This window comes from Nonomuraea sp. PA05 (assembly GCF_008086045.1).
Taxonomy (GTDB): Bacteria; Actinomycetota; Actinomycetes; order Streptosporangiales; family Streptosporangiaceae; genus Nonomuraea; species Nonomuraea monospora.
This window is the reverse complement of record NZ_VSEY01000077.1, coordinates 14,238-36,875: the sequence shown is the minus strand read 5'-3', so window position 1 is coordinate 36,875 and position 22,638 is coordinate 14,238. Positions and strand designations below refer to the sequence as shown.

At 68.7% G+C, this 22,638-nt stretch carries 18 protein-coding genes and 1 pseudogene; 8 read left to right on the top strand and 11 right to left on the bottom strand.

Annotation, left to right across the window (positions count from 1 at the left end):
- Nucleotides 1-389 precede the first annotated feature (389 nt).
- The gene (locus tag FXF51_RS58190; RefSeq protein ID WP_187415167.1) at nucleotides 390-593 is read left to right on the top strand and encodes a hypothetical protein; all 204 of its coding nucleotides are present in this window, start codon (nucleotides 390-392) and stop codon (nucleotides 591-593) included.
- 18 nt (nucleotides 594-611) lie between these two features.
- On the opposite strand, the gene FXF51_RS58185 is transcribed toward FXF51_RS58190, so the two are convergent.
- Together FXF51_RS58185 and FXF51_RS58180 are read right to left on the bottom strand one after the other, a co-directional pair.
- The gene (locus tag FXF51_RS58185) at nucleotides 612-1,109 is read right to left on the bottom strand and encodes a DinB family protein (RefSeq protein WP_148443463.1); all 498 of its coding nucleotides are present in this window, start codon (nucleotides 1,107-1,109) and stop codon (nucleotides 612-614) included.
- A gap of 573 nt (nucleotides 1,110-1,682) precedes the next feature.
- Nucleotides 1,683-2,462, bottom strand: coding sequence for a CPBP family intramembrane glutamic endopeptidase (locus FXF51_RS58180; RefSeq protein ID WP_148443462.1), 780 nt, complete (start codon nucleotides 2,460-2,462; stop codon nucleotides 1,683-1,685).
- 410 nt (nucleotides 2,463-2,872) lie between these two features.
- On the opposite strand from FXF51_RS58180, the gene FXF51_RS63370 reads away from it, so the two are divergent.
- Nucleotides 2,873-3,139 (top strand): response regulator transcription factor, encoded by a 267-nt coding sequence (locus tag FXF51_RS63370; protein ID WP_262380611.1) that lies wholly within the window; start codon nucleotides 2,873-2,875, stop codon nucleotides 3,137-3,139.
- Between the two features lie 296 nt (nucleotides 3,140-3,435).
- Here FXF51_RS63370 and FXF51_RS58170 read toward each other — a convergent pair.
- Nucleotides 3,436-4,204 (bottom strand): annotated as a pseudogene (locus tag FXF51_RS58170) (PhzF family phenazine biosynthesis protein).
- 168 nt (nucleotides 4,205-4,372) lie between these two features.
- On the opposite strand from FXF51_RS58170, the gene FXF51_RS58165 reads away from it, so the two are divergent.
- Complete coding sequence (locus FXF51_RS58165) at nucleotides 4,373-4,756, top strand: cell division protein SepF (protein WP_080044678.1); 384 nt, start codon at nucleotides 4,373-4,375, stop codon at nucleotides 4,754-4,756.
- A gap of 484 nt (nucleotides 4,757-5,240) precedes the next feature.
- Here the strand turns inward: FXF51_RS58165 and FXF51_RS58160 are convergent, their stop codons facing one another.
- The 5 genes from FXF51_RS58160 to FXF51_RS58140 all read right to left on the bottom strand — a co-directional run bounded on the left by FXF51_RS58160 (nucleotide 5,241) and on the right by FXF51_RS58140 (nucleotide 12,689).
- Nucleotides 5,241-6,575, bottom strand: a complete 1,335-nt coding sequence (locus FXF51_RS58160) for a hypothetical protein (RefSeq protein ID WP_262380610.1) — start codon at nucleotides 6,573-6,575, stop codon at nucleotides 5,241-5,243.
- Between the two features lie 120 nt (nucleotides 6,576-6,695).
- Complete coding sequence (argS, locus tag FXF51_RS58155) at nucleotides 6,696-8,423, bottom strand: arginine--tRNA ligase (protein ID WP_148443461.1); 1,728 nt, start codon at nucleotides 8,421-8,423, stop codon at nucleotides 6,696-6,698.
- Nucleotides 8,420-10,843, bottom strand: a complete 2,424-nt coding sequence (locus FXF51_RS58150) for an HAD-IC family P-type ATPase (protein WP_262380608.1) — start codon at nucleotides 10,841-10,843, stop codon at nucleotides 8,420-8,422. Before FXF51_RS58150 ends, argS begins: the two co-directional genes overlap by 4 nt.
- A gap of 73 nt (nucleotides 10,844-10,916) precedes the next feature.
- Nucleotides 10,917-11,966 carry a phosphate acyltransferase PlsX gene (gene plsX / locus FXF51_RS58145; protein ID WP_262380607.1) on the bottom strand — a complete coding sequence of 350 codons (1,050 nt, stop codon included), beginning with the start codon at nucleotides 11,964-11,966 and terminating at the stop codon, nucleotides 10,917-10,919.
- Nucleotides 11,967-12,131: 165 nt separating this feature from the next.
- On the bottom strand, nucleotides 12,132-12,689 hold the full coding sequence (locus tag FXF51_RS58140; RefSeq protein ID WP_262380606.1) for a DUF1707 domain-containing protein: 558 nt from the start codon (nucleotides 12,687-12,689) through the stop codon (nucleotides 12,132-12,134).
- A 178-nt stretch (nucleotides 12,690-12,867) separates the two neighbouring features.
- On the opposite strand from FXF51_RS58140, the gene FXF51_RS58135 reads away from it, so the two are divergent.
- Both FXF51_RS58135 and FXF51_RS58130 read left to right on the top strand, forming a co-directional pair.
- Nucleotides 12,868-14,184, top strand: coding sequence for a KamA family radical SAM protein (locus FXF51_RS58135; protein WP_148443460.1), 1,317 nt, complete (start codon nucleotides 12,868-12,870; stop codon nucleotides 14,182-14,184).
- Nucleotides 14,185-14,574: 390 nt separating this feature from the next.
- Nucleotides 14,575-15,540 carry a hypothetical protein gene (locus FXF51_RS58130; RefSeq protein WP_148443459.1) on the top strand — a complete coding sequence of 322 codons (966 nt, stop codon included), beginning with the start codon at nucleotides 14,575-14,577 and terminating at the stop codon, nucleotides 15,538-15,540.
- Between the two features lie 732 nt (nucleotides 15,541-16,272).
- On the opposite strand, the gene FXF51_RS61635 is transcribed toward FXF51_RS58130, so the two are convergent.
- The 3 genes from FXF51_RS61635 to FXF51_RS58120 form a co-directional block, all read right to left on the bottom strand.
- Nucleotides 16,273-16,446: a hypothetical protein gene (locus FXF51_RS61635; RefSeq protein WP_187415166.1), complete on the bottom strand. Its 174-nt coding sequence runs from the start codon at nucleotides 16,444-16,446 to the stop codon at nucleotides 16,273-16,275.
- Between the two features lie 235 nt (nucleotides 16,447-16,681).
- Complete coding sequence (locus tag FXF51_RS58125) at nucleotides 16,682-17,548, bottom strand: ABC transporter ATP-binding protein (protein ID WP_185100376.1); 867 nt, start codon at nucleotides 17,546-17,548, stop codon at nucleotides 16,682-16,684.
- The gene (locus FXF51_RS58120; protein WP_148443458.1) at nucleotides 17,541-18,476 is read right to left on the bottom strand and encodes an ABC transporter permease; all 936 of its coding nucleotides are present in this window, start codon (nucleotides 18,474-18,476) and stop codon (nucleotides 17,541-17,543) included. The genes FXF51_RS58125 and FXF51_RS58120 overlap by 8 nt, the downstream gene beginning before the upstream one ends.
- Nucleotides 18,477-19,088: 612 nt before the next feature.
- Here FXF51_RS58120 and FXF51_RS58115 point away from each other — a divergent pair.
- The 3 genes from FXF51_RS58115 to FXF51_RS58105 all read left to right on the top strand — a co-directional run bounded on the left by FXF51_RS58115 (nucleotide 19,089) and on the right by FXF51_RS58105 (nucleotide 22,638).
- Nucleotides 19,089-20,594, top strand: coding sequence for an ABC transporter substrate-binding protein (locus tag FXF51_RS58115; RefSeq protein ID WP_262380604.1), 1,506 nt, complete (start codon nucleotides 19,089-19,091; stop codon nucleotides 20,592-20,594).
- A 129-nt stretch (nucleotides 20,595-20,723) separates the two neighbouring features.
- Nucleotides 20,724-21,668 (top strand): ABC transporter permease, encoded by a 945-nt coding sequence (locus tag FXF51_RS58110; RefSeq protein WP_148443456.1) that lies wholly within the window; start codon nucleotides 20,724-20,726, stop codon nucleotides 21,666-21,668.
- A complete protein-coding gene (locus FXF51_RS58105; RefSeq protein WP_148443455.1) occupies nucleotides 21,661-22,638 on the top strand; it encodes an ABC transporter permease in 978 nt (325 codons plus the stop codon). Before FXF51_RS58110 ends, FXF51_RS58105 begins: the two co-directional genes overlap by 8 nt.

Genomic DNA, 22,638 nt, shown 5'->3' with positions numbered 1-22,638 from the left:
GTGGGGCCGCCCGTTGGTGCGCGAACGCATGACCGCACACACCGAAACCACCCCAGCCGCCCCACGAACCCAATGCGGCCGCGCCACGCTCGCTGGGTTGCGCCACGCCTGGCGGCCCGCACCACGCCCTGCCGGCGAAGAACCCGTCGCACAGACGGCCACCACCCGACCCGCCAAGCTAGGCCAGCCCTTCACCCGCTGGTTCGTTTATCCGCACACTCCTTGACTCCCTGTGCCGCCTTCCCTGCCGCGTCTTCACCCTCGGCCGGAAGCCTTACGCACAACCTGCTGACCCGCCGCGGATTTGCCCTCCAACGCGCCTAAGGTCTGGCTGCTGCTCACGCGTCCTGGGCCAACCCGACGAGGCGCACCTCGGACCCTTACGGCCCTTGGCCAACCCCGACCACCCCGACCACGCCGTCCAGACCCGGGCCCCGCACGCCTACCTGCACTGGCGCAGCGCTCCTGCCCGTCACCCCGACGCGCTGACCGCCCAACGCCGCAAGGGCGCCCGCATGCGCAGCGAGAAGGGGCATCCGCTGAGGCGGCCGACCACTTACCCAGGCAGCCTGAACCCTCACCCAACCCGGTGATCATCTCCGCTCACAGCGCTAGACACGCCGGTGGTCGCCGCTCTCGCCGTCGATGAGCTCGCGCACGATGTCCATGTGGCCGGCGTGCCGGGCGGTCTCCTCGATCATGTGGATGAGGATCCAGCGCAGCGTCATCCTCTCGCCGCGCTCGTTGGTGCCGAGGTCTTCGAGGTCGAACTTCTCGATGACCTTGTCCGAGGACGCGCGGGCGCGGGCGTAGAAGGCGAGGACCTCGGCGGTGGTCTCGCCGGCGTCGACGCGCAGGTCGGCGTTCTCGTCATCGTCGTCGAAGGGGAGTTCCTCGTGCTCCTGCCCGAACGCGTCGGCGAACCACCAGTACTCAACGGCTGCCAGGTGCTTGACCAGGCCCAGCAGATTCGTCCCTGACGGGGTCATAGGGCGTCGCAGCGCCTCGTCGTCCAGTCCCTCGATCTTCCACAGCACCGCGTCGCGATGCCGGTCCATGCTGGCCTGGAGGCTTTCCTTCTCACCACCGGTGAACGGGACTGTTCTCATGCCCGGAACCTAACAGTTGTCCCGCCACTCGCGCCAAGCGGCGCGGCACCCGGAATACCCGTCAGGAGCCGCGAGCAGGGCGTCGTCAGACCCGGTGTCGGCGTACAGGTGGTTGTGCAGAGGCAGGTACGCGCAGATGTGCAGAGGTGGTGCAGCGATTGTCTGGAGCGTCTCCGCCTCCTCGGGCATGGCCGGGGGCGGCTGGCGGGCGAACGGCCAGGATCGGCCCGGGCGCAGCCGCTGGGTGAGGAGCTGCTCAGAAGTCAGCAGCGCCTGGGATCTGGTCGAGGTGCCGGTGAGACGCTCGTAGATTTCGGCGACGTCGGAAAGGCCAACTCGTCGCCGGCCACTCAAGAATGACAACCCGACTTGCGATCTGAATCTGGTGACCACACGTTCACCGCAACTGAGAGAGCCAGTCCCCCGCGGACCTGCCCGCGGAGCGGTACGGCATGGCCGAAGGAGAGCGATGAGCGCGCCCCCGCCCATGCCTGCCTTCCTGGCGGTCGACCACGCCCCTGGAGCGTGGCAACGTGCTGAGCGCGCCCTGGCTTAGGAACTCGGGCTACGTCCTCAGGCCGCCGCCTGGTCGCTTGCCCGCGGATTCGTTTCGGTGATGCCCTGACCCCTGAGCAGTACGGCTCCCGCCAGCGCGAGCCCGATGGCCATCAGCACGAGCAGGATGCTGAAGCTCTCCGGCTTCATGGGCACGCTGCGCATGCCCAAGTGGAAGCCCAGGTGCACGCCGGCCGCCATCCACAGCCCGCCGCCACGCACCCGCGCCGCCCCGGCCGCGAAACCGAGCGCCGTGGCCATGAGCGCATAGAGCAGCTTTTCCCCGATGGTGGTTCCCGAGCCTTGGGAGAAGACGTGGACGGAACCGAATGCGACCGACGTGATGATCAGGACCGCTCGTGGCGACAGCCGTTGCGACAGGCTGTCGAAGACATGGCCGCGCCAGAGCAGTTCTTCCGGGAATGCCTGATTGAGCAGCAGCACGACGACGCCCAGCGGCAGCGCACCCAGCAGGACGGAAGCGTCCACCGACACCCAGGTTCCGGCCCCCACAGCCATGGCCATCCCACAGGCGGCGAGTATGGGCAGCGCACCCGCGAAGACGCCGAGCACGATGTGCCACGGTTTCCGCCAGCCCAGAGACGACCATGGCCGCCGGTCCAGAAATCTCCGGATCAGATAGACGAACAGCAGCGCGGTGAGCGTGATACCGAGTGGGCCGAGAAGACTCAGCAGTGGGCTCGTCCGGCTGAGGAACAGTAACGGGAGGGTGGAGCCGATGATTGCCTGGGCGAATATGAGGACCATGGCGAGGAGGACGGTCCAGAGCGTCTTCATGCCGGGAACGCTAGGGAAGCGCGGAGTCTCGGCGCATCGAGCCAGGGATAGAACTCACCATGACCAACGTCATGGTGACCTTCGGTGGATCACAGGGTGCCCGGCGGAACCGTAGGTTCGTCGTATGGCATGGCTACGTGACCCCGATCGGCCTGCTCTCCTGACCGTGGTGTTCTGGCTGGTGCTCGGGGCCACGGTCGCGGTCAACCTGATGCTGCTCAGCACCGTGCCGGACTGATCACCCGGCTGTCAGGCAAGCACCCGCGGTGGCGGCGATCGTACTCAGCACCTTCGACGAGGACGAATAGATCTTCGGGGCGCTGCGCGGCGGAGCCGTCGGCTACCTGCTCAAGGACTGCTCACCCGACGAACTGGTCGCGGCCGTCCTGCGCGCCGGTCGCGGCGAGACCGTGCTGAGCAGCCCGGTCGCCGCCCGGCTGGTCGCCGACCGGCGCAGGACACCGGCGCGCGGCGCGTTCTCCGGCGAGGACGTGCTGTCGGGCAGGGAGCTCGAAGTGGCGTGGATGGTGGCCGCCGGGGCCGCCAACAGGGAGATCGCCACCCGGCCGCACATCACCGAGGGCACGGTGAAGAACCACGTCTCGAGCGTGCTGCGCAAGCTGGGGCTGCGTGATCGCACCCAGCTCGCTCTGCGCCTGACGGAGCGGCGGTCCTGATCTCGCGAAGCGATTCCAGGGACGGAGCAGCGGTCCTGATCTCGCGAAGCGATTCCAGGGAAGGTCGCAGGGGCTGCCGGCCGCCGATGCGGGAAGACCGCCTCTCCCTGATGCGGTGAAGCCGCGACCGTGGTGGTCTGGTGCGTGACCGGACACGCCCTCGGCCTGCCCGTCATCGCCGGGGGTCCGCCCGGACAACGCCACCGACCCCAGCAGCGGACACACCGCTCACCTGTGCACGTGTACTTGTACCTAACTCTGCACCTGGCCCCGTGCGCCGACACCCGGTCGACGCATCAGGCGACGTGCAGGGTGCCCGACATCACCGTGACGGCCCGTCCGGCGAGGTGGACTCGGTCGCCGGCGTGGGTGACGTGGACGAGGCCGCCGCGGGCGGAGAGCTGAGCGCCCACGAGGGAGGCGCGGCCGAGGCGGGCCGACCAGTAGGGAGACAGGGCGCAGTGGGCCGAGCCCGTCACCGGGTCCTCCGGCACCCCCACCCTGGGGGCGAAGAAGCGGGAGACGAAGTCGGTTTCGGTGCCGGGTGCTGTGACGATGATTCCTCTTGCGTCCACTGTGTTTAGAGCAGTGATGTCTGGGGTAAGGCTACTTACCGTTTCTTCTGAGTCCAGCTCCACCAGCAGGTCGAGCTGACTTTTGCCAACCCACACAGGGGTGGCGCCGAGGGCTTTCTCCAGGCCGGGCGGAGCCTCTGCGGGGGTGACCTCCTTGGCGGGGAAATCCATTGTGATCATGCCGTCCGGGCGCCGATTCACGGTGAGCGTCCCGCTGGCCGTGTTGAATTCGAGCTGCCCCCTCCGCCGCACCGGTCGAATAGAGGACGTGCGCGGTCGCGAGCGTGGCATGGCCACAGAGAGTGACCTCAACTGCCGGGGTGAACCACCGGAGCGAATCCCCGTGCAGGTAGGCGGTCTCGGAGAGGTTCATCTCCATGGCTACGCTCTGCATCCATTGCTCAGTAACCGGAGTGTCCAACAGGCAGACAGCCGCGGGATTACCCTGGAAAGCTGAGTCAGTGAAGGCGTCGACCGTGAAGAGGCGCATGTGGCTGATGGTATACGGGGGTCGGATATCCAGCTGCAAGCAGGCTGCAAGCCGTACAAAATGGAATTAGGGCTGGGCGTGTCGCGTGGCGAATGCGGAATCGTCGGTTACCGTCCAATGTGTAGGGACGTGCCGATTACGGTGAGTTCCTGAGGAAAGGACAAGCCGATGGGGGCAGTGCGCAAGGTGGTGAGCTACCTTGGCCTGAGCGGGGTCGATCACTACGACGAGGGCTATGACGACGACGAGCAGTACGAGGACGAGTACGTCCCGGCCACCGAGCGAGCCGCCAGGCGGTGGCGCGCGAACGTGGACTCGTCGCGGATCGTGATGGTCCAGCCGCTCAAGTACAACGACGCACCGTTGATCGGCCAGCACTTCCGAGACGGTCAGACGGTGATCATGGACGTGACGGGCATGTCGATGCCCGAGGCGACGCGGATGGTGGACTTCGCGGCCGGGCTTGCGTTCGGCTGCGAGGGGCGGATCGAGCGCATCGCTGAGCGCGTCTTTCTGCTTGCGCCGGCGCACGTGGAGATCGAGACGACCTGAGGCCGTAGCACGACGAGCTGATGAGTGTGGGGAACCTGTCCGGGAGATTGATCCGGGCAGGTTCTTCGTCGTGTGGGCGCGGGGGTGGCGAGGTGACGTGGGCGGCTCGGGCCGGGCATGAGGCCGGCAGGCAGGCCGGGTCAGGGCCCGGTGGGGGCAGGGCAGGTCGCGGGCAGGGCGTAGTGCGTAGTGGGGGGCAGGGCGTAGTCGAAGGCAGGGCTTAATGCGCGTGGCAGGGCTGGGCGTGATGCGGGCGCGCGGGTCGGGCGTGGCCGAAGGCCGGGCGTTGCCCAGGCCCTGGCGTGGGCAAGGCCCTGGCGTGGCTTAAGGCGTGCGGGCAGGTAAGGGCTGGCGTGGCCTAAGGCGTGCGGGCAGGTAAGGGCCTGGCGCGGGCAAGGGCCGGGCGTGGCTTAAGGCGTGCGGGCAGGTAAGGGCCTGGCGCGGACAAGGGCCGGGCGTGGGTGGGCGGGGCGTGGGTGGGGTGTTAGTGGGCGGCGCGGGGGCCGCGGCGGATGAGGCGCGTCAGTTCGGCCGCGTCCTCCCCCGCCTGCTTGGCCCGATCCTCCGCCTCACGGGCGTACGCGTGCAGCGCCCACACCGCCCCCTCGGCCAGCTCCTTCAACTCGTTCACCTGCCCAGCCACATACCGGGCATCAGCCTCGACGAGTTTGCGGCGTTGCCAGAGCTGCCAGCCAGCCAGCCCGATCATGGCGACGGCGGCGGCGGCGAGCAGGCGGGTGGTGAGGGCGGCGCCGACGAGGCAGGCGACGCCGGCGACGGTGAGGACGAGGGCGGCCCACGGGCGGCCGCGCGGGATCATACCCTCGGTGACGATCGACTCCTCGGCGGCGGCCAGGGAGGCCTGGTCGGGCCCTTCGGGGCGCAGGTGGATGCGGTGGCCGAGGAGGGGGACGGTGAGGGTGGCAGGGGGTTCGAGGCGGCTGTCGGCTTCGAGCTCCTCGGAGACGCCGCGCAGGATCGGCGCCGCGACGTGCAGGGCGATCGCCGCGAGGTGCGGGTCGGCGCCGGGGCGCAGGTCGTCGAGCAGGTACGAGGTGAGCGACGCCATCGGCCCCGCGGGCCCGCCCTGGCCGATGAGGGTGCGCAGGACGGCGAGGGGCTCGTCCTCGGCCCAGTTGGCGGCCGGGGTGGCCGGGTTGTTGTCGAGCGGGGCGGGTGAGTCGTGCTCGGTCTGCCGCGCGGAGGTGATCTCGGCGCACCGCCCGCGCAGCCGGGCGAGCCGGGCGGCGGCCACGGCGGGCCGGGCCAGTTCGGGGATTTCGGCCATCTCCGGGAAGTCGGCCAGGGACGGCGGCACGACGACGGCGGGCTCGCCAGGGACGAGGGCCTGCACCCACTGCTGGGGGTCGGCGTGCTCCTGGACGGCGAGGGCGTCGAGCTTGCGCAGCACGAAGATCTTGCCGGCGGGCCCGTAGGCGCCGCGGGCGGCGGCCAGCCAGAGCGAGCGCTGGCCGTGGGAGACCGGGCGGTCGAGTGACAGTTCGCCGAAGGCGGTGCCCAGCCAGGAGGCGTGGATGCGGCTGCCCTGCCCGGACACGGCCAGTGCCAGGCAGAGGAAGAGGGCGGTTTGTTGCTGGTCGCGCCCGGCGGCCCGGCTCAGCGGTTCGAGCGGGTCGTCGCCGGCGAGGAGGGCGACGAGCGCTTCGAGAGCCGGCGGCAGCCAGTAGCCCGAGACGTCGCTGAAGCTCGGTGCGGCCGGAGGCGCGGTGCCCTTGGCGGCGAGGTGCGCCAGCAGCGCCTCGGCGTAGCGATGCAGTTCGGTCGCTGCTGGGGGGCTCGCAGTCAGGTCCGTGCTCAAGGCAGAGAACTCCCCATTTCGGCCTCAGTTCATGACCGCGTAAAGCCTAGCCGTTGGGGCGCGCCAACCCGGTGGAGGCGCGCCCACGGCGGAACGGGAGACTTTGAGCCAACTGCCTGTTTACATGCGCTCGAGGACAGGGACGCCCAGAAGGTCGAGCCCCGTCTCCAGCACCCGCAACGTCAGCGCGCACAGGGCGAGCCGCTGGTTTCGGGTCTCGGGGTCGACGCCCTCCTTGATCACCGGGCACTCCTCGTAGAACGTGCTCAGCAGGCTGGCCGTCTGGAAGAGGAACGCGCACAGCCGGTGCGGCTCGGAGTCGGCGGCGACCTGCGAGACGAGCTCGCCGAAGCCCAGCAGGTGCAAACCCAGGGCGCGCTCGGCCGGGGCGGCCAGCACGATGGGTGCGGTCGCGTCGGCCGGGGCGATGCCCGCGCCGCGGAAGATGGAGTGGATGCGGGTCGTCGCGTACTGCATGTAGGGGCCGGTGTTGCCGGTCATGGCCACCATGCGGTCGAAGTCGAAGACGTACTCGCTGTCGTGGCTGACCGACAGGTCGGCGTACTTGACGGCGGCCATGCCGACGGCGTGGGCGATCTCCCGCTGGGTCGCCTCGTCGTGGCCGCGGTCCTCGATGAGCTTGGCGGCCCGGTCGACGGCTTCCTGCAGCAGGTCCATCAGCTTGACGGACTCGCCGGAGCGGGTCTTGAAGCGCCGGCCGTCCTTGCCGAGCATCATGCCGATGCGGACGTGCTCGGCCGCGGTGGTGTCGGGCAGCCAGCCCGCCTGCTTGGCGGCGGCGAACACCATCTGGAAGTGCAGCGCCTGCTCGTTGCCCACGACGTAGAGGATGCGGTCGGCCTTGAGGTCGTGGACGCGGTAGCGGATGGCCGCCATGTCGGTGGTGGCGTAGCCGTAGCCGCCGTCGCTCTTCCTGATGATGAGCGGCAGCGGCTTGTCGTCGGAGCCGGTGAAGCCGGGCGGGAACACGCACAGCGCGCCCTCGCTGATCACGGCCGTGCCGGCCGCCTCCAGGTCGTCGCAGGTCTGCTGGAGCATGGGGTTGTACATGCTCTCGCCGGCGATGTCGGCGTCGGTGAGCGTGACGCCGAGCATGGCGTACACCTTGTTGAAGAAGCGCACGGTGGCGTCCATGAAGACGTGCCAGAGCCGCAGCGTCTCGGGGTCGCCCGACTGCAGCGTGCTCACCCGCGCCCGCGCGCGCGTCTTGAAGGTCTCGTCGCCGTCGAACTTGGCCCGCGCCGCCTGGTAGAACTCGGTGCCCTGGCCGGCTTCGAGCTGCTCGACGGCGGCGGACTCGCCGATGTCGAGGAGGTGCTCGATGAGCATGCCGAACGGGGTGCCCCAGTCGCCCAGGTGATTCTGCCTGATGACCTTGTTGCCGAGGTGCTCGTGCATGCGGGCCAGGGAGTCGCCCACGATGGTGGTGCGCAGGTGGCCGACGTGCATCTCCTTGGCCGCGTTGGGCGCGGAGTAGTCGATCACGATGGTCTGCGGCGGCGTGCTCGTGCCGACGCCGAGGCGCGGGTCGGCGAGCATCCGCCGGGCCTCTGACTCGATCCACGCGTTGTCGAGCGTGATGTTGAGGAAGCCGGGGCCGCTGACCTCGATGGTGCCGGGGAAGTCGGACAGCTCGGCAGTGATCGACTCGGCGACCTCCCGCGGGGACCGTCGCAGGCGCTTGGCCAGGCTCATCGCGACGTTCGCCTGGAAGTCGGCGAACTGGGAGGGCCGGATCAGCGGATCTGCGTCGGCGTGCTCCGGGCCGAACGCGCGGGCCAGCGCCTGCTGGACGCGCTCGGTGAGCACTATCTGCGGGTCGGTCATGGTCTAAGGGTACCGGCGAGCTTGACCGCGACGCTTATCATGAGCGCCGCCACGAGGGAGATGCCGACGGCGGTCAGGTCGTTGCTGAGGTCGCCGGGTTCGAGGGCGAAGAACTCCCTGACGAAGGGCAGCGCCATGCCGATCGCGAAGAGCACCGCCATGGCTCCCACCAGCGCCGTTCGCCACCAGTTGAGTGGTCGGGCGATGAGCACCAGCACCCACCAGGTGGTGAGGAAGAGGGTGATCACGGCGGCGGTCTGGTCTTCGAGGAGGGTGGAGGTGCCCTTGTGGGCGGCCCAGAAGGACAGGAGCACCGCCGCCGCGCACAGCACCCCGGCCGGTACGGCGAAGCGCAGCACGCGCGGCACGAACCCGGGCTTGGAGCGTTCGAGCGTGGGCGCCAGCGCGAGGAAGAACGCGGGGATGCCGATGACCAGGGCGTTGGTCAGGGTCGAGTGGCGCGGCGCGAACGGGAACTGCATCCCGGCCAGCCCGACCATGAGTGACAGCACGATCGCGTAGAACGTCTTGGTGAGGAACAGGTTGGAGACCCGTTCGATGTTGGCCAGCACCCGGCGGCCCTCGCCCACGACGTGCGGCAGCGTGGCGAACTTGTCGTCGAGCAGCACGACCTGCGCGACGGCCTTGGTGGCGGGGCTGCCCGCGCCCATCGCGATGCCCAGGTCGGCGTCCTTGAGCGCGAGCACGTCGTTGACGCCGTCGCCGGTCATGGCGACGGTGTGGCCGCGGGCCTGGAGCGCGGTCACGAACTCGCGCTTCTGCTGGGGGCTGACGCGGCCGAAGACGGTGTGGGTGTCGAGCAGCTCGCCGAGCCGGGCGGGGTCGTCGTGCGGGAGGGTGCGCGCGTCGATGGACCGGTCGCCGCCGGGGATGCCGAGGCCGGTCGCGATGGCGGAGACGGCCAGCGGGTTGTCGCCGGAGATGATTTTGACGGTGACGCCCTGCTTGGCGAAGTAGCCGAGGGTCTCGCGGGCGTCGGGTCTGACGCGCTGTTTGAGGGTGACTAGCGCGACGGGCTCCACGGTGGCCTCGCCGCGCTCGGTGCCGTCCAGGGAGCTGGTACGGCACAGCGCCAGGACGCGCGTGCCGGTGGCGGCCAGGTCGGTGGCCCTGTCGTAGGCGGCGCCGCCGTGCAGGAGGACGTCGGGCGCGCCCAGCACCCAGGCGCCGTGCTCGCCGAAGTCGGCGCCGCTCCACTTGCGGGCCGAGGAGAACGGCACGGCCGAGCGGGCCGTCCAGCCGGTGGGGGAGGCGGGATGGCGGGCCCTGATGGCCTCGGCGGTGGCGTTCGGGCGGTCGTCGAGGTTGGCGAGGGCGGCCAGCGCCTCGTCGATCAGCCCGCGCGCGGGGCGACCGGCCGGCTGTGCGCCGGACGCGGGCGTGCGGTTGTCGGGTACGGGCGTGCGGTTGTCGGGTACGGGCGTGCGGTTGTCGGGTATGGGCGTGCGGTCGCCGGGTACGGGGAGCACCTCGTCCAGGTCCATCCCGCCCGCGGTGAGGGTGCCCGTCTTGTCGAGGCAGAGCACGTCCACCCTGGCCAGGCCCTCGATCGCGGGCAGCTCCTGCACCAGGCACTTGCGGCGGCCCAGCCGCACGACGCCGACGGCGAACGCGATCGAGGTCATCAGCACCAGCCCCTCGGGGATCATGGTGACGATGCCGGCGACCGCCCCGGTGACGGCGCCGCGCAGGTCGGCGGAGTTGTGCAGCTGGCTGTAGATCAGCAGGGCGCCGATCGGGATGACCAGCCAGGTGATGTACTTGATGAAGCCGGCCACGCCCGCGCGCAGCTCGGAGTGGGCCAGGTGGAACTTGCTGGCCTCCTCGGCGAGCTTGGCCGCGTACGCGTCGGTGCCGACCCGGGTGGAGACGAACGCGCCGGAGCCCGCCACCGCGAAGCTGCCCGACAGCACCTGGTCGCCCGGCTGCTTGTGCACGGGGTCGGCCTCGCCGGTGAGCAGCGACTCGTCGATCTCCAGGCCGTCGGAGCGCACGACCTCGCCGTCCACCAGGAGGCGGTCGCCGGGGCCGAGCAGGACCAGGTCGCCGAGGACCAGGTCGCGGGGGTTGATCTCCTGTTCGCGGCCGTCGCGGCGCACGCGCACGGGAGCCTCGTTGATCACCGCTAGGCGGTCGAGCGTGCGTTTGGCGCGCAGCTCCTGGATGATGCCGATCAGCGCGTTGGCCACGATGACCAGCCCGAACAGGCCGTCCTGCCACTCGCCGAAGATGAGGATCAGCGCCCACAGCACGCCGATGACGAGGTTGAACAGGGTGAACACGTTCGCTCTGAGGATCGCGCTCAGTGAGCGGCTGGAGCGGCGCGGGATGTGGTTCGCCTTCGCGCTCGCCACCTGCTCCGAGGTGAGCCCAGGTGCCACCGAGATGAGCCCGTCCACATAAGCCCCCGTTTCTGTGGATCGGTCTCACACCCTATGGGTTGACCCGGGTCCGCGGCAGCGACTTGGGTCGTCACTCGACGGCGTCTGCGCCGCGGCTGGATTTCCACAGCCTGTGGGAGCGGCTCGGCACGGCCATCCGCTCGCCGATCGCGTTCACCACGCCGGCGGCCGACAGGTCGGCGGCGAGGCGGCAGGCGGCGCTGATGCCCTGGGCCCTGGAGGCGCCGTGGGCGATGACGACGGTTCCGTTGAGCCCGAGCAGCACGGCGCCGCCGTGCGCCTCGGAGTCGAGGCGCTGCCGCAGCTCGCGCAGGCGGGAGCGCTGCATGGCGGCGCCGAGGCGGGCCAGCCTGCTCTCGCTGATCGCCTCCCGCAGCTCGGCGAAGGCGTAGCGGACGGCGCCCTCCATGGTCTTGAGCGCCACGTTGCCCGTGAACCCGTCGGTGGTGATCACATCGACCTTGCCGGTCAGCAGGTCGTGGCCCTCGACGTTGCCGGTGAAGTGGATGCCGGGGGAGCCCTGCAGCAGCTCGTGCGCGCGCCTGACCAGTTTGTCGCCCTTCTCGGCCTCGCTGCCGATGGTGAGCAGGCCGACCTTGGGGTCCTTGATGCCGTGGGCGAGCTCGGCGTACGTGGCGCCGAGGTGCGCGAACTGCACCAGCATCTCCGGCTTGACCTCGGCGTTCGCGCCCGCGTCGAGGAGCACGGCGGGGGCGGGCAGCGTGGGCAGGTCGACGGCGATGGCCGGCCGGAGCACGCCCTGCTGGCCCTTGAGCCGCAGCCTGCCGGTGGTGACGATGCCCGCTGTCGATCCCGCGGAGACGACGGCGCAGGCGTCGCCGCGGCGGACCAGGTGGCAGGCGATCGCGATGCTGGAGCGGGGCCGGCGCAGGCTGGCCAGCGCGCCCTCGTCCATCTCCAGCGCCTCTTCCGCGCGGACGATGGAGATCTCCTTGGTGGCGTCGTGGTCGGCGAGCGCCTCGTAGAGCACGCGCGGGGAGCCGACGAGCACCACGGGCAGGCCGCGCTCGCGCACCGCGTGCACCGCTCCGGCCACGATCTCGTGCGGCGCGTGGTCGCCGCCCATGGCGTCGAGCGCGACTGGCAGGCCCTCGGACAATGCTCACCTCGTACGGCATCAGAGCCCGCCGCCACGGCTTGGCCGGTACGCGGGCTCGGTATGTCCGCATCAGGCGAGGCAGGTGTCAGGTTAACCGGCGGGCAGGACCTCTTGGTTCCCGCACACGGCCGTTCCAGTCCTGGTCACCTCGCGCAGGTGGGAGCGCTAGTGCAGGTTCCAGTCGTCCTTGCCCCGGGTGACGATCACCTTGGAGAACTTGGACGCTCCGGTCAGCCTGATGAGCGGGCCGTCGCCGGAGGACCCGGCCGTCACCTGGCGCTTGCCGAACAGGGCGCTGCCCTCGTCGATGACGTGGGCGTTCTCGGGCACCCGCACGATCACCTTGCTGAAGCGCGCGCTGGTCTCGACGGTGATCTCGCGGCCCGGCAGCACGGCGTCCGACAGGTCGATGATCAGGGCTCCGAAGCGGGCCGACAGCGTGGTGTGCCGCGAGGCGACCCAGCGCCCCTTGCGCACGACCTTGCTGAACTTGGAGCTGATGACCTGCCGTTCGATCGCGGCGGGCGCGTCGGACGCGGACACCTCGGGCAGGTCGCGGGTGAGGGGGACGAGGTCGCCGACGGTCCTGGCCGTGTAGGCGAGGTCGAGGCGGTCGGCGTGCTCGACGGTGGTGAGTCTTCCCGTGGCGAGCGCCTCGGAAAGCGCGGCGGCCACGCGGTCGCGGTCGGCGTCTGAGGCGCGCAGGTCCGGATCGTGAGTCACGATATGTCAGTCTACGCCCTGACGCGATATGTCGCGAGTGTCCACAAACCTCAAGGAAAACTTGGAGCCCAGCGGAACCGCGAACGCGGGTGGCCGCGTCCGGGTATTAAGAACCGTAGACGCGCGACGGGGTCGTGAGGTTTACACCCGATCGAACAAAAAAGATGGGAACGGCCTAGTGATCTTGAACCAGGCAGGCACGCGACGCTTCAGGGCGTACACGTCCAAGCACCTCGACCAGCTCCTGCAGCGTGCGGGGCTGGGGGACGACGAGCGCCTGAAGGTGCGCGCCGTCGCCACGGTGCTGCCTTTCCGGACGAACGCCTACGTCGTGGATGAACTCATAGATTGGTCGGCCGCGCCCGACGACCCCATATACCGGCTCGTCTTCCCGCAGGAGGACATGCTGCCCGCGGCGGACGTGGCCAGGCTGGCCGACCTGCTGAAGGCGGAGGCGCCGAACGCCGAGATCCAGGCCGAGGCGAACCGCGTACGCGCACAGCTCAACCCGCATCCGGCGGGGCAGAAGGAGCTCAACGTCCCGAAGATCGGCGACGAGCCCGTTCCGGGGATGCAGCATAAATATGCGGAAACAGTGCTGATCTTCCCTAAACAGGGGCAGACCTGTCACGCCTACTGCACCTACTGCTTCCGCTGGGCGCAGTTCGTCGGCGACGCCGACCTCAAGTTCGCCTCCGACGACATCGAGCAGATGGTCGGCTACATTCGCCGGCATCCCGAGGTCACCAGCGTGCTGATCACCGGCGGCGACGCCATGATCATGGGCGAGCCGGTGATCAGCCGCTACATCGAGCCGCTGCTGGAGCTCGAACAGCTCGAATCCATCAGGATCGGCACCAAGGCGCTGGCCTACTGGCCGCAGCGCTTCACCACCGACCCCGACGCCGACGACACGCTCCGCCTGTTCGAGCGGGTGGTCGAGTCGGGCAAGAACCTCGCCTTCATGGCGCACTTCTCACACCCGCGCGAGCTGGAGTCGCCACTGGTCGAATCGGCCGTCAAGCGCATTCTCGGCAGCGGGGCCACGATCAGGACCCAGGCGCCGCTGATCAGATCCATCAACGACGACCCGGCCGTGTGGTCGGGCATGTGGCGGCGCCAGCTCCGGATGGGGCTGATTCCCTATTACATGTTCGTGGAGCGCGACACCGGGCCACAGGACTACTTCGCGGTCCCGCTGGCGCGCGCGTACGAGATCTTCAGGGACGCCTACTCGGCCGTCTCCGGGCTCTGCCGCACGGTGCGCGGGCCCTCCATGTCGGCCACGCCGGGCAAGGTCTGCGTGGACGGCGTCATGGAAGTCGCCGGGGAACAGGTGTTCCTGCTCCACTTCATCCAGGCCCGCGACCCATCGCTGGTGGGGCGGCCGTTCTTCGCGCGCTACGACCCGTCCGCCGTCTGGCTGACGGACCTGCGTCCCGCCTTCGCCGACCGTTTCCCGTTCGAGACGGCGGACGCCCTGCTGACCGTCTGACCCCGGCCGCGCGCGTCCACCGCGACCGGTAAATGTGGCCCCCGGCCCGTGAACATTTGTTTTCGCGACCCTTTGTTCACGGGCCGTCGGGGCCTCTTGTGTTCTTGCGCGAGACGCGCGCAATATTGGAAACAAGACCCTTGTATTTCCCGTTTTGTCTCTCCGCTCAACACTCCCCCTTTACTCGGTAACCGAGCTGCAAACCCCTGCTACATGGGCATTCATGCGCCTGCGGTCGATCAAGCCGAGTGATAGAACTGCTTGCGTAGCTCAGCCGTGGCGACACGCTTCGTGTGGTGCCCATAGCGCGTCCGCAACGGCATACGGGGGTTATCGATTCGCATTTCCACCGCATTCGAGAGCGATCGATCACGAGCCGGGAAGGCAATCATGAATCGAGTAGTCAAGACGGCGCTGGCCGTCACAGCATTCGGTTTGGCGGCGGCGGCCATGGCCGTGCCAGCGCAAGCCGAAGTTCAATACGAGTCCGCCAAGCACGCGCCTGTCGACGGCCTGGGCGGAGGCACCATTGCCGGCGCCGACCCCCTCGGTGGGCTGCTGAGCAGCCTGATCGGCGGTGGCGGGGGCCTGCTCGGCGCGCTCGGCGGCACCGCCAAGTCCGGCGCCCAGCAGGGCGGCCAGATGTCGGAGCTCGAGCGCGACATGGCCAGCGAGAACCAGGCGGAGACCGGCACCACGGCCAACGCGGCCGAGGACGTCACCGCCAGCGGCGGCCCGATACCCGAGCTGTCGCCCATCCTCAGCAGCATCAGCAGCGTCCCGCTCGGCGGGGGCGGCCTGACCGAGTCCCTGCCCCTGCTGGGCGCCTCGCGCATGGCCACGCCCTCGGTCAAGGGCGGCAAGCAGGGTCAGAGCACGGCCACGAGCCAGGGCGACGTCCTGGGCGGCGGCGTGGCCGGCACGGTCGGCTCGTCCGTCGAGCGCACCGTCGGCACGCTGAGCGGCGCCAACCTGCTGCCCGTCTCGGGCAGCGGCGCCACGGCCAAGTCGATGGCGAGCGGCTCCTCGGGCCTCGGCTCCTTCTCCGCCGACGCCCTGCTGGGCGGCGTCACCCAGGCGACCTGGCTGGCCCTGCCGCACAGCGCGGGCCGCCAGCTCGCCCCCGCGATCGGGCAGGTGACGCCCGCCGAGATGGCTCCGGTCGTCGAGGCGCTGCCCGCCACCTCCCAGGCCGCCGCCATGGACGAGCTCGCCCCGCTCGTGCAGGACACATCCGCCTTCGTCGAGGCGCGCGGCGTGCAGACCGCCGGCGCCTACAGCGACCTGATCACCGCCCTCGGCTGGACCACCGACGCGCTGACGAGCTCGGTGCGGGGCTCCGCGGTCCGCGACTAGTCGCCTTTCTGGGCTCGCGACCAGGCACTCCTAGAAACGCGGCCGGACACACCTGGGTTTTCGTGGCCGGGCACTCTCCCTGTTTCGCGGCTAGGCGCGAGATCTGGGCCGGTGACCTGGAACGCGACAATCCGGGCTGATGGACGGGCGCGGCCCCTGGGCGCGACCCTCAGGTTCGCGACTGGACCGTGATGGAGGCGCTGACGAGCGCGGCCGGCCGAGGAACCGGCAGGACGGTTCGCGGGTGTCACAGGTGCCGACACCCGGGCACCGGCCCTGGCGGTGACTGGGCGGCTCGCTCGCTCGCCCCAGCAGTCCCCTGACGGCATTCCCCCGACCGGGCGCCGCCCTCCAACGGGCTCGGTCCGCCCGGAGCTACGGGGTTCCCCACAAGGGCCCGTCGTTCCACGTGAGGTCTGGGGATCCCCTGACCCGGGCCCTCCTCACCGGAGATCCGAGCATCACTCGGCCGGTGGCCGGAGGTCTCGATCGGGACGCCGTCGCACTGACGCGGCAGGCCATCCGGGCGCCCTCAAGGTGCCGGGCGCCCGGGGCACTGACGCGCGTAGGTTGAGAGCCCGCCGCCGTGAACGGGCGGGCTCACGCCGGGCCCGGGCGGACGCGCCCTAGCCCCGGGGTACGCGAGGCGCCGCCACTGCAGGGCAGCGGCACCCCGCCCACCCCGCCACCGGCCCCACCCCGGGGTCGGTGGCTTTTTCATGCCAACGGGCCTCAGGGCAGGCGAACGCCTGTACGGCGAGCGATCTGGGCCTGCAATCTCGCCATCTGCCAGTGCAGTTCGAGAAGCTGCTCGGCGAGCTGCATACGCGGAATCTCGGTCACATCCTCGACGGCCAGGTGGTCAATCGCGGCCGCAAGCTCTCCCATCGCGCGCCCCCACTCCATCACCGTTCCCTGGTTCGAATCGACGTTCGAATCCTATCGGAACAGCTGGCGCGCTGTCAGTCGTTGGCCCCTTCGGTCGCAGCTGTTTCGCACACAAGATCGAATAACCACGGAACTCGGCCCACATGGGCTCGCGTAACGGCGGCCCGCCACTGAAGGGTCAGAGGCCGTTTCCTGGAGGGCCGTCAGCCGAAGTGCGCAGGGTGGCGAACCGCGGCAGCGCGTAAAGTATAAGTCAGCCCTTATTGTAGGCGGCGATGACTTCCTTCGGGTCGCCATCCATTTTGATCTTGCCCTTGTGCAGCCAGATCACCCGGTTGCACGTCTGCTCGATCACCCGCAGATCGTGCGCCACGAGGAACACCGTGCCGGCCGACTCGCGGATCTGGCGGATGCGCTCCTCGCTCTTCTTGCGGAACTCCCGGTCGCCCGTCGCCAGTGCCTCGTCGATGAGCAGGACGTCGTGGGTCTTGGCCGAGGAGATGGCGAAGCGCAGGCGGGCGCCCATGCCGGAGGAGTAGGTGGACATCGGGAGCTGCACGAACTCGTCGATGCCGGAGAAGTCGACGATCTCCTGGTACTTCTCCTTGACCTCGGCGGGCGTCATGCCCATGGCGTAGCAGCCGAGGACGATGTTGCGCTCACCGGTCAGCTCGCGCATCAGGGCCGCGTTGACGCCCAGCAGCGAGGGCTGCCCGTCGGTGTAGACGGCGCCCTTGTGCGGGGGCAGCAGGCCCGCGATGGCGCGCAGCAGAGTGGACTTGCCGGAGCCGTTGCGCCCCACGATGCCGATGGCGTCGCCGTGGTAGGCCACGAAGGTCACGCCCTTGACGGCGTGCACCTCCTTCATCTGCGGCCTGCCCTGGCGCTTGAGTATGCGCGTGAGGGCGTTGACCGCGTTGCCCTTCTCGGCGTCGGAGGCGGCCCCGTAGACGCGGTAGACGATGTGCAGATCGTCGACGATGACGGTGGGAGTGCCTGTGGGTACGTCGAGGGGCCGCTTGCCCGGGGGCTCCGGGTTGGGATGCACTCTCACATCCTTGCCGGGGTCGGCGGGCTTGTCGCCCTTCACCTGTGACAGCTCCTTGGTCAGTTCAGCCACGCCCGTACCTCTCCTCGGACCGCCAGAAGTACCAGAAGCCGAAGCCGAGTGCGAACACCGCCCAGAATACGCATGACACCAACACCATCGTCGGCGGGTGGTGGCCATGGGTGGTGTTGTAGCTCGGGATGAGAATCTCGCGCATCCACTCGATGTAGGAAGCCGCCGGGTTGAGGTACATCAGGTCGGCCACCCACTGCGGCAGCCCCGCGGACCCCACGACCTTGGCCTGGATCACGAAGAAGACGCCGGAGGCGTAGAGCCAGGTGCGGGTGATGAACGGCAGCAACTGGTTGAGGTCGCGCATCTGGGCGCCCAGCCTGGCCATCACCAGGCCGGCCCCGATGTTGAACAGCGTCTGCAGGAGCAGCACCACCGGGATCATGAGCCAGTACCAGGTGGGCCATTCGCCCGTGACCACCACGAGGACCAGCAGCACGCCCATGGAGATGGCCAGTTGCTGCAGCTCCTGGATCGTGTACGCCAGCGGGAGCGAGGCCCTGGGGAAGTGCAGGGCCCTGATCATCGACAGGTTGCCGGAGATCGACTTCGCGCCCGCGGTGACCGTGCGCTGGGTGAAGGTGAAGATGAACATCCCGGTCAGCAGGAACGCCGGGTAGTTCTGGACATCCTTGCCGCCGCCCAGGATGATGCCGAACATCACGAAGTAGATGCCGGCGTTGAGCAGCGGGGTCAGCACCTGCCAGAGCTGCCCGAGCGCGGAGCTGGAGTACTTCGTGGTGTTGCGCGAGGTCGCGTACGTCAGGATGAAGTGGCGGCGCTGCCACAGCAGGCGCAGGTAGACGGAGAACCTCGGCCGCGCGATGGCACGGCGAAGCCCGTATCTCTTGGCGAGCTTGGCCAGCGGCTCCTGCCCGCTTCGGCCGCCCGCCTGGGCGTCCGCGACAGCGGATTCCGGCTGGCTCATGGCAAGGACTCTATTGGATCCCGGTCGGTGGGGTGCCTGTCGTACGAGTTGACGGCAGACAGTTGGACAGACTGTTGGACGGAGTCTTCTGACGCCTGGGTTCCAAGGCGTCGTCAAGACCTGCTCAACCGTAGCCCAGCGGGCCGGGGCGTGGTGGCGGAGGCGCGAGCAGTGTCGTGTAGGGGGTATTTTTCATCGACTGTTCACGTCCAGGCTGAACCCGTAGAGGTGGATTTGTACTGTTTGCTCCGCGTGGGGTCAAATGTCTGTGACGCTGGATTGGCACACGTGTGACCGAACTGCAACGCGCCAGAGACTCGCTGGTGGCAAGTAGTGAGGGATAGTCGCGATCGACTGGCAGGGCGTCGGCTGGTTTGACCATGTCAGCCAAATCCGGGGGGATACCAGGAACTCCCCGTCAGGCTGCTCAAGATCACCGCAGCTCAGCGCTAGGCGCCCACCTGTAGAGGGAGGATTTCTTTCACCATGCGTGTTACTAAGGGCGCACGGATCGTCGCCGGTACCGCGCTGCTCGCCCTCGCGGTTGCCGCGTGTGGCGGCGGTGCCTCGGACAACGGTGGCACTGCCGCAGGCGGTGAAACGCCGGTCCGCATGGAGGTCGGTGAGCCCCAGAAGATGCTGTATCCGCAGGACACCACGGAGACTGAAGGCGCCGAGGTGCTCGCCGCGGTGTTCTCGCCGCTCGTGAAGTACGACGAGAACAAGCAGCCGGTCGAGGAGGCCGCCGAGTCCATCACCACGACGGACAGCAAGGTCTGGACGATCAAGCTGAAGTCGTACACCTGGCACGACGGCACTCCGGTGAAGGCCGAGGACTACGCTCGCGCGTGGAACTTCGCCGCTCTCCAGGACAACGCCATGAGCTCGTCCTACTTCTTCGGGCGCGTCGACGGCTACACCGACGTGCACCCGGGTGAGGGCAAGACGCCGACGGCCAAGGAGATGAAGGGCCTCAAGGTCGTGGACGACACGACGCTGGAGGTCACGCTCACCGCGCCGTTCTCCCAGTTCAAGACGATGCTGGGGTACACCGCGTTCTACCCGATGCCCGCCTCGGCGATCGGCTCCGACGGCAAGCTCGCTCCGGCCTACGGTGAGAAGCCGATCGGCCAGGGCATGTTCAAGCTGGACAAGCCGTACAAGAAGGGCACCGACCCGACCATCGAGCTGTCGGTGTACGACAAGTTCCCCGGCAAGAAGCCGACCGGCTGGACCAAGCTGCAGTTCAAGGTCTACACGAGCTCCGAGACCGCGTGGAACGACCTCCAGGCCGAGAACCTGGACATCCACGACTCGCTGCCCGCCACGGCCATCTCGACCGCCAAGCAGGTGCTCGGCGACCGGTACTTCGACGAGCCCGACGCCTCCATCGGCTACATCGGCATCCCGCTGAAGTACAACAAGGAGTTCGAGAACGTCGACGTCCGCAAGGCCATCTCGATGGCCATCGACAGGAAGACGATCTCCGACACGGTCTTCTCGGGCACCCGCTCCCCGGCCGACGACTTCATCAACCCGGCCATCCCCGGCTACCGCCAGGGTGCCTGCACGGCGTGCACGTACAACCCGGCCGAGGCCAAGAAGCTGTACGAGAGCGCCGGCGGTCCCAAGAGCATCGAGCTCGGCTACAACGCCGACGGTGGTCACAAGGAGTGGATCGAGGCCGTCGCCAACAACCTCCGTGCCAACCTCGGCATCGAGGTCGCGCCCAAGCCGTTCGAGAAGTTCCAGGGCATCCTGGACGCCCTGGACGCCAAGGAGTACAAGGGCCTGTTCCGCATGGGCTGGTCCATCGACTACCCGGCGGCCGAGAACTACCTGACGCCGATCTTCGGCACCGGCGCCATCGGCACTGGTTCGAACTACGGCGGGTACTCCAACAAGGAGTTCGACGATCTGGTGGCCAAGGGTGACCAGGCCACCGACGCGGCCGAGGGCCAGAAGTTCTACCAGCAGGCCGACGACATCCTGCTGAAGGAGCTCCCGTACATCCCGGTGTACTTCTACCGCAGCAACTTCGGGCACTCCACCAAGGTCAAGAACGTCAAGCTCAACCTGCTCAACCAGATCAACTGGGCGGACGTCGAGAAGGCCTGACGTCATTCGTCTGGCGGACGGTACTTGCCGTCCGCCCGTCGGAGGACTGAGCTTGGAGGCAGTCACTAGGGCCGGGTAAATCACGGATTCCGAGTGACTGCCTCCAAGTGTGTACCGGAGGGCTTGAAAATGGGCCGATATGTCATCAGGCGACTGATTCAGGCGATACCCGTCCTGATCGGCGCCACGCTACTCATCTTCTGCATCGTCTTCGCGCTGCCCGGCGACCCCGTGGCGGCCCTGTTCGGAGACAAGCGCCCGGACGCGGCCGTGGCCGAAGTCCTGCGCGAGCAGTACCACCTCAACGATCCGCTGCTGCTGCAGTACTGGTACTACATCAGCGGCGTGCTCTTCCGCGGCGACCTCGGCGTGAACTTCGCCCAGGTGCCGGTGTCCGAGATGCTGGCCGGCAAGTTTCAGGTCACGCTGAACCTGGCGCTGACCGCGCTGGTGATCGAGGCCGTGCTCGGCATCGGCCTCGGCCTGTGGGCGGCGCTGCGCCGCGGCAAGGCCACCGACACCTTCATCCTCGCCTCGACGCTGCTGCTGATCTCGATCCCGACCCTCGTGACCGGCTTCGTGCTGCAACTCGTCCTGGGCGTGCAGCTCAAGCTGTGGACCGGGCTGGACATCTTCCCCGTCGCGGGCACGTTCGCGGGCTGGCGCAGCTACCTGCTGCCCGGCTTCGTGCTCGCCGGAGTGTCGGTCGCGTACCTGACCCGGCTCACCAGGACCAGCCTGGTGGAGACGCTCAGGGCCGACTACATCCGTACGGCGACGGCGAAGGGCCTGTCCAGACGGCGCGTCATCGGCAGGCACGGCCTGCGCAACGCGCTGATCCCGCTCATCACCTATCTGGGCGCCGACCTCGGTAACCTGATGGGCGGAGCGGTGATCACCGAGACGATCTTCAACCTCCAGGGCATCGGGAACCAGCTCTTCAACTCGGTGCACCTGCGAGAACAGCCGGTGGTCGTGGGCATCATCACCATCCTGGTGCTGATCTACATCGTGGCCAACCTGGTCGTCGACCTGTTGTACGCCGTGCTCGACCCGAGGATCCGCTATGAGTAACCCAACCCCGCCGGTCGGGCCGGGACTCCCGGAGACGCAGACGCTGGTCCCGGACACGGTGCCCGCCGCCCCGGCGCCCGAGCGCGAGGGCAAGAAGACCAAGGGCGGCAAGCCCGCGAGTCTGTGGACCGACGCCTGGTACGACCTCAGGCGCCGCCCGATGTTCATCATCTCGGTGATCATCATCGTGATCCTGCTGGTGATGTCCATCTGGCCGCAGCTGTTCACCTCGATCGACCCGTACAACGCCAGGACCTGTGACCTGTCCACGGCGCGGCAGGGCCCCAGCGCCGGCCACCCGTTCGGGCGCGACAACCTGGGCTGTGACGTCTTCGCCAGGACGATCTACGGAGCTCGCAACTCCATCGTGATCGGCGTGTTCACCACGCTGATGACCACGCTCATCGGCGGCCTGCTCGGCATCGTCGCGGGCTTCCGCGGCGGCATGACCGACACGCTCGCCTCGCGCGTCACGGAGATCTTCTTCGCCATTCCCTCGATCCTCGGCGCGCTGCTGATCGCGGCCACGTTCCGCGGCAAGGCCAACAGCATCTTCCTGGTCATCGTGGCCTTGACGGTGCTCGGCTGGCCGATGGTGTTCCGCATCATGCGAGCGGCGGTGATCACCGCGAAGAACCAGGACTTCGTGGTGGCGGCCAGAGCCCTGGGCGCGGGAGCGGGCCGGATCATGTTCCGGCACCTGCTGCCGAACTCGCTGGCCCCGGTCATCGTCGTGGCCACGATCAACCTGGGCACCTTCATCGCGGCCGAGGCCGCGCTGTCGTTCCTGGGTGTCGGCGTGCAGTCGCCGGACATCTCCTGGGGCCTGATGATCGCCGACGCGCGTGACAGGTTCCTGGAGGCGCCGCTGCCGCTGGTGTTCCCCGCGGTGTTCCTGAGCATCACCGTGCTCGCGTTCATCATGATGGGCGACGCCGTGCGCGACGCGCTCGACCCGAAGCTCAGGTAG

Bases quoted from the DNA above. Each gene is read 5' to 3' on its own strand.
- FXF51_RS58185 (WP_148443463.1), bottom strand. From the start codon at position 1,109: ATGAGAACAGTCCCGTTCACCGGTGGTGAGAAGGAAAGCCTCCAGGCC.
- FXF51_RS58180 (WP_148443462.1), bottom strand. From the start codon at position 2,462: ATGAAGACGCTCTGGACCGTCCTCCTCGCCATGGTCCTCATATTCGCC.
- FXF51_RS58165 (WP_080044678.1), top strand. From the start codon at position 4,373: ATGGGGGCAGTGCGCAAGGTGGTGAGCTACCTTGGCCTGAGCGGGGTC.
- argS (WP_148443461.1), bottom strand. From the start codon at position 8,423: ATGACCGACCCGCAGATAGTGCTCACCGAGCGCGTCCAGCAGGCGCTG.
- FXF51_RS58130 (WP_148443459.1), top strand. From the start codon at position 14,575: ATGAATCGAGTAGTCAAGACGGCGCTGGCCGTCACAGCATTCGGTTTG.
- FXF51_RS61635 (WP_187415166.1), bottom strand. From the start codon at position 16,446: ATGGAGTGGGGGCGCGCGATGGGAGAGCTTGCGGCCGCGATTGACCAC.
- FXF51_RS58120 (WP_148443458.1), bottom strand. From the start codon at position 18,476: ATGAGCCAGCCGGAATCCGCTGTCGCGGACGCCCAGGCGGGCGGCCGA.
- FXF51_RS58115 (WP_262380604.1), top strand. From the start codon at position 19,089: ATGGAGGTCGGTGAGCCCCAGAAGATGCTGTATCCGCAGGACACCACG.
- FXF51_RS58110 (WP_148443456.1), top strand. From the start codon at position 20,724: ATGGGCCGATATGTCATCAGGCGACTGATTCAGGCGATACCCGTCCTG.
- FXF51_RS58105 (WP_148443455.1), top strand. From the start codon at position 21,661: ATGAGTAACCCAACCCCGCCGGTCGGGCCGGGACTCCCGGAGACGCAG.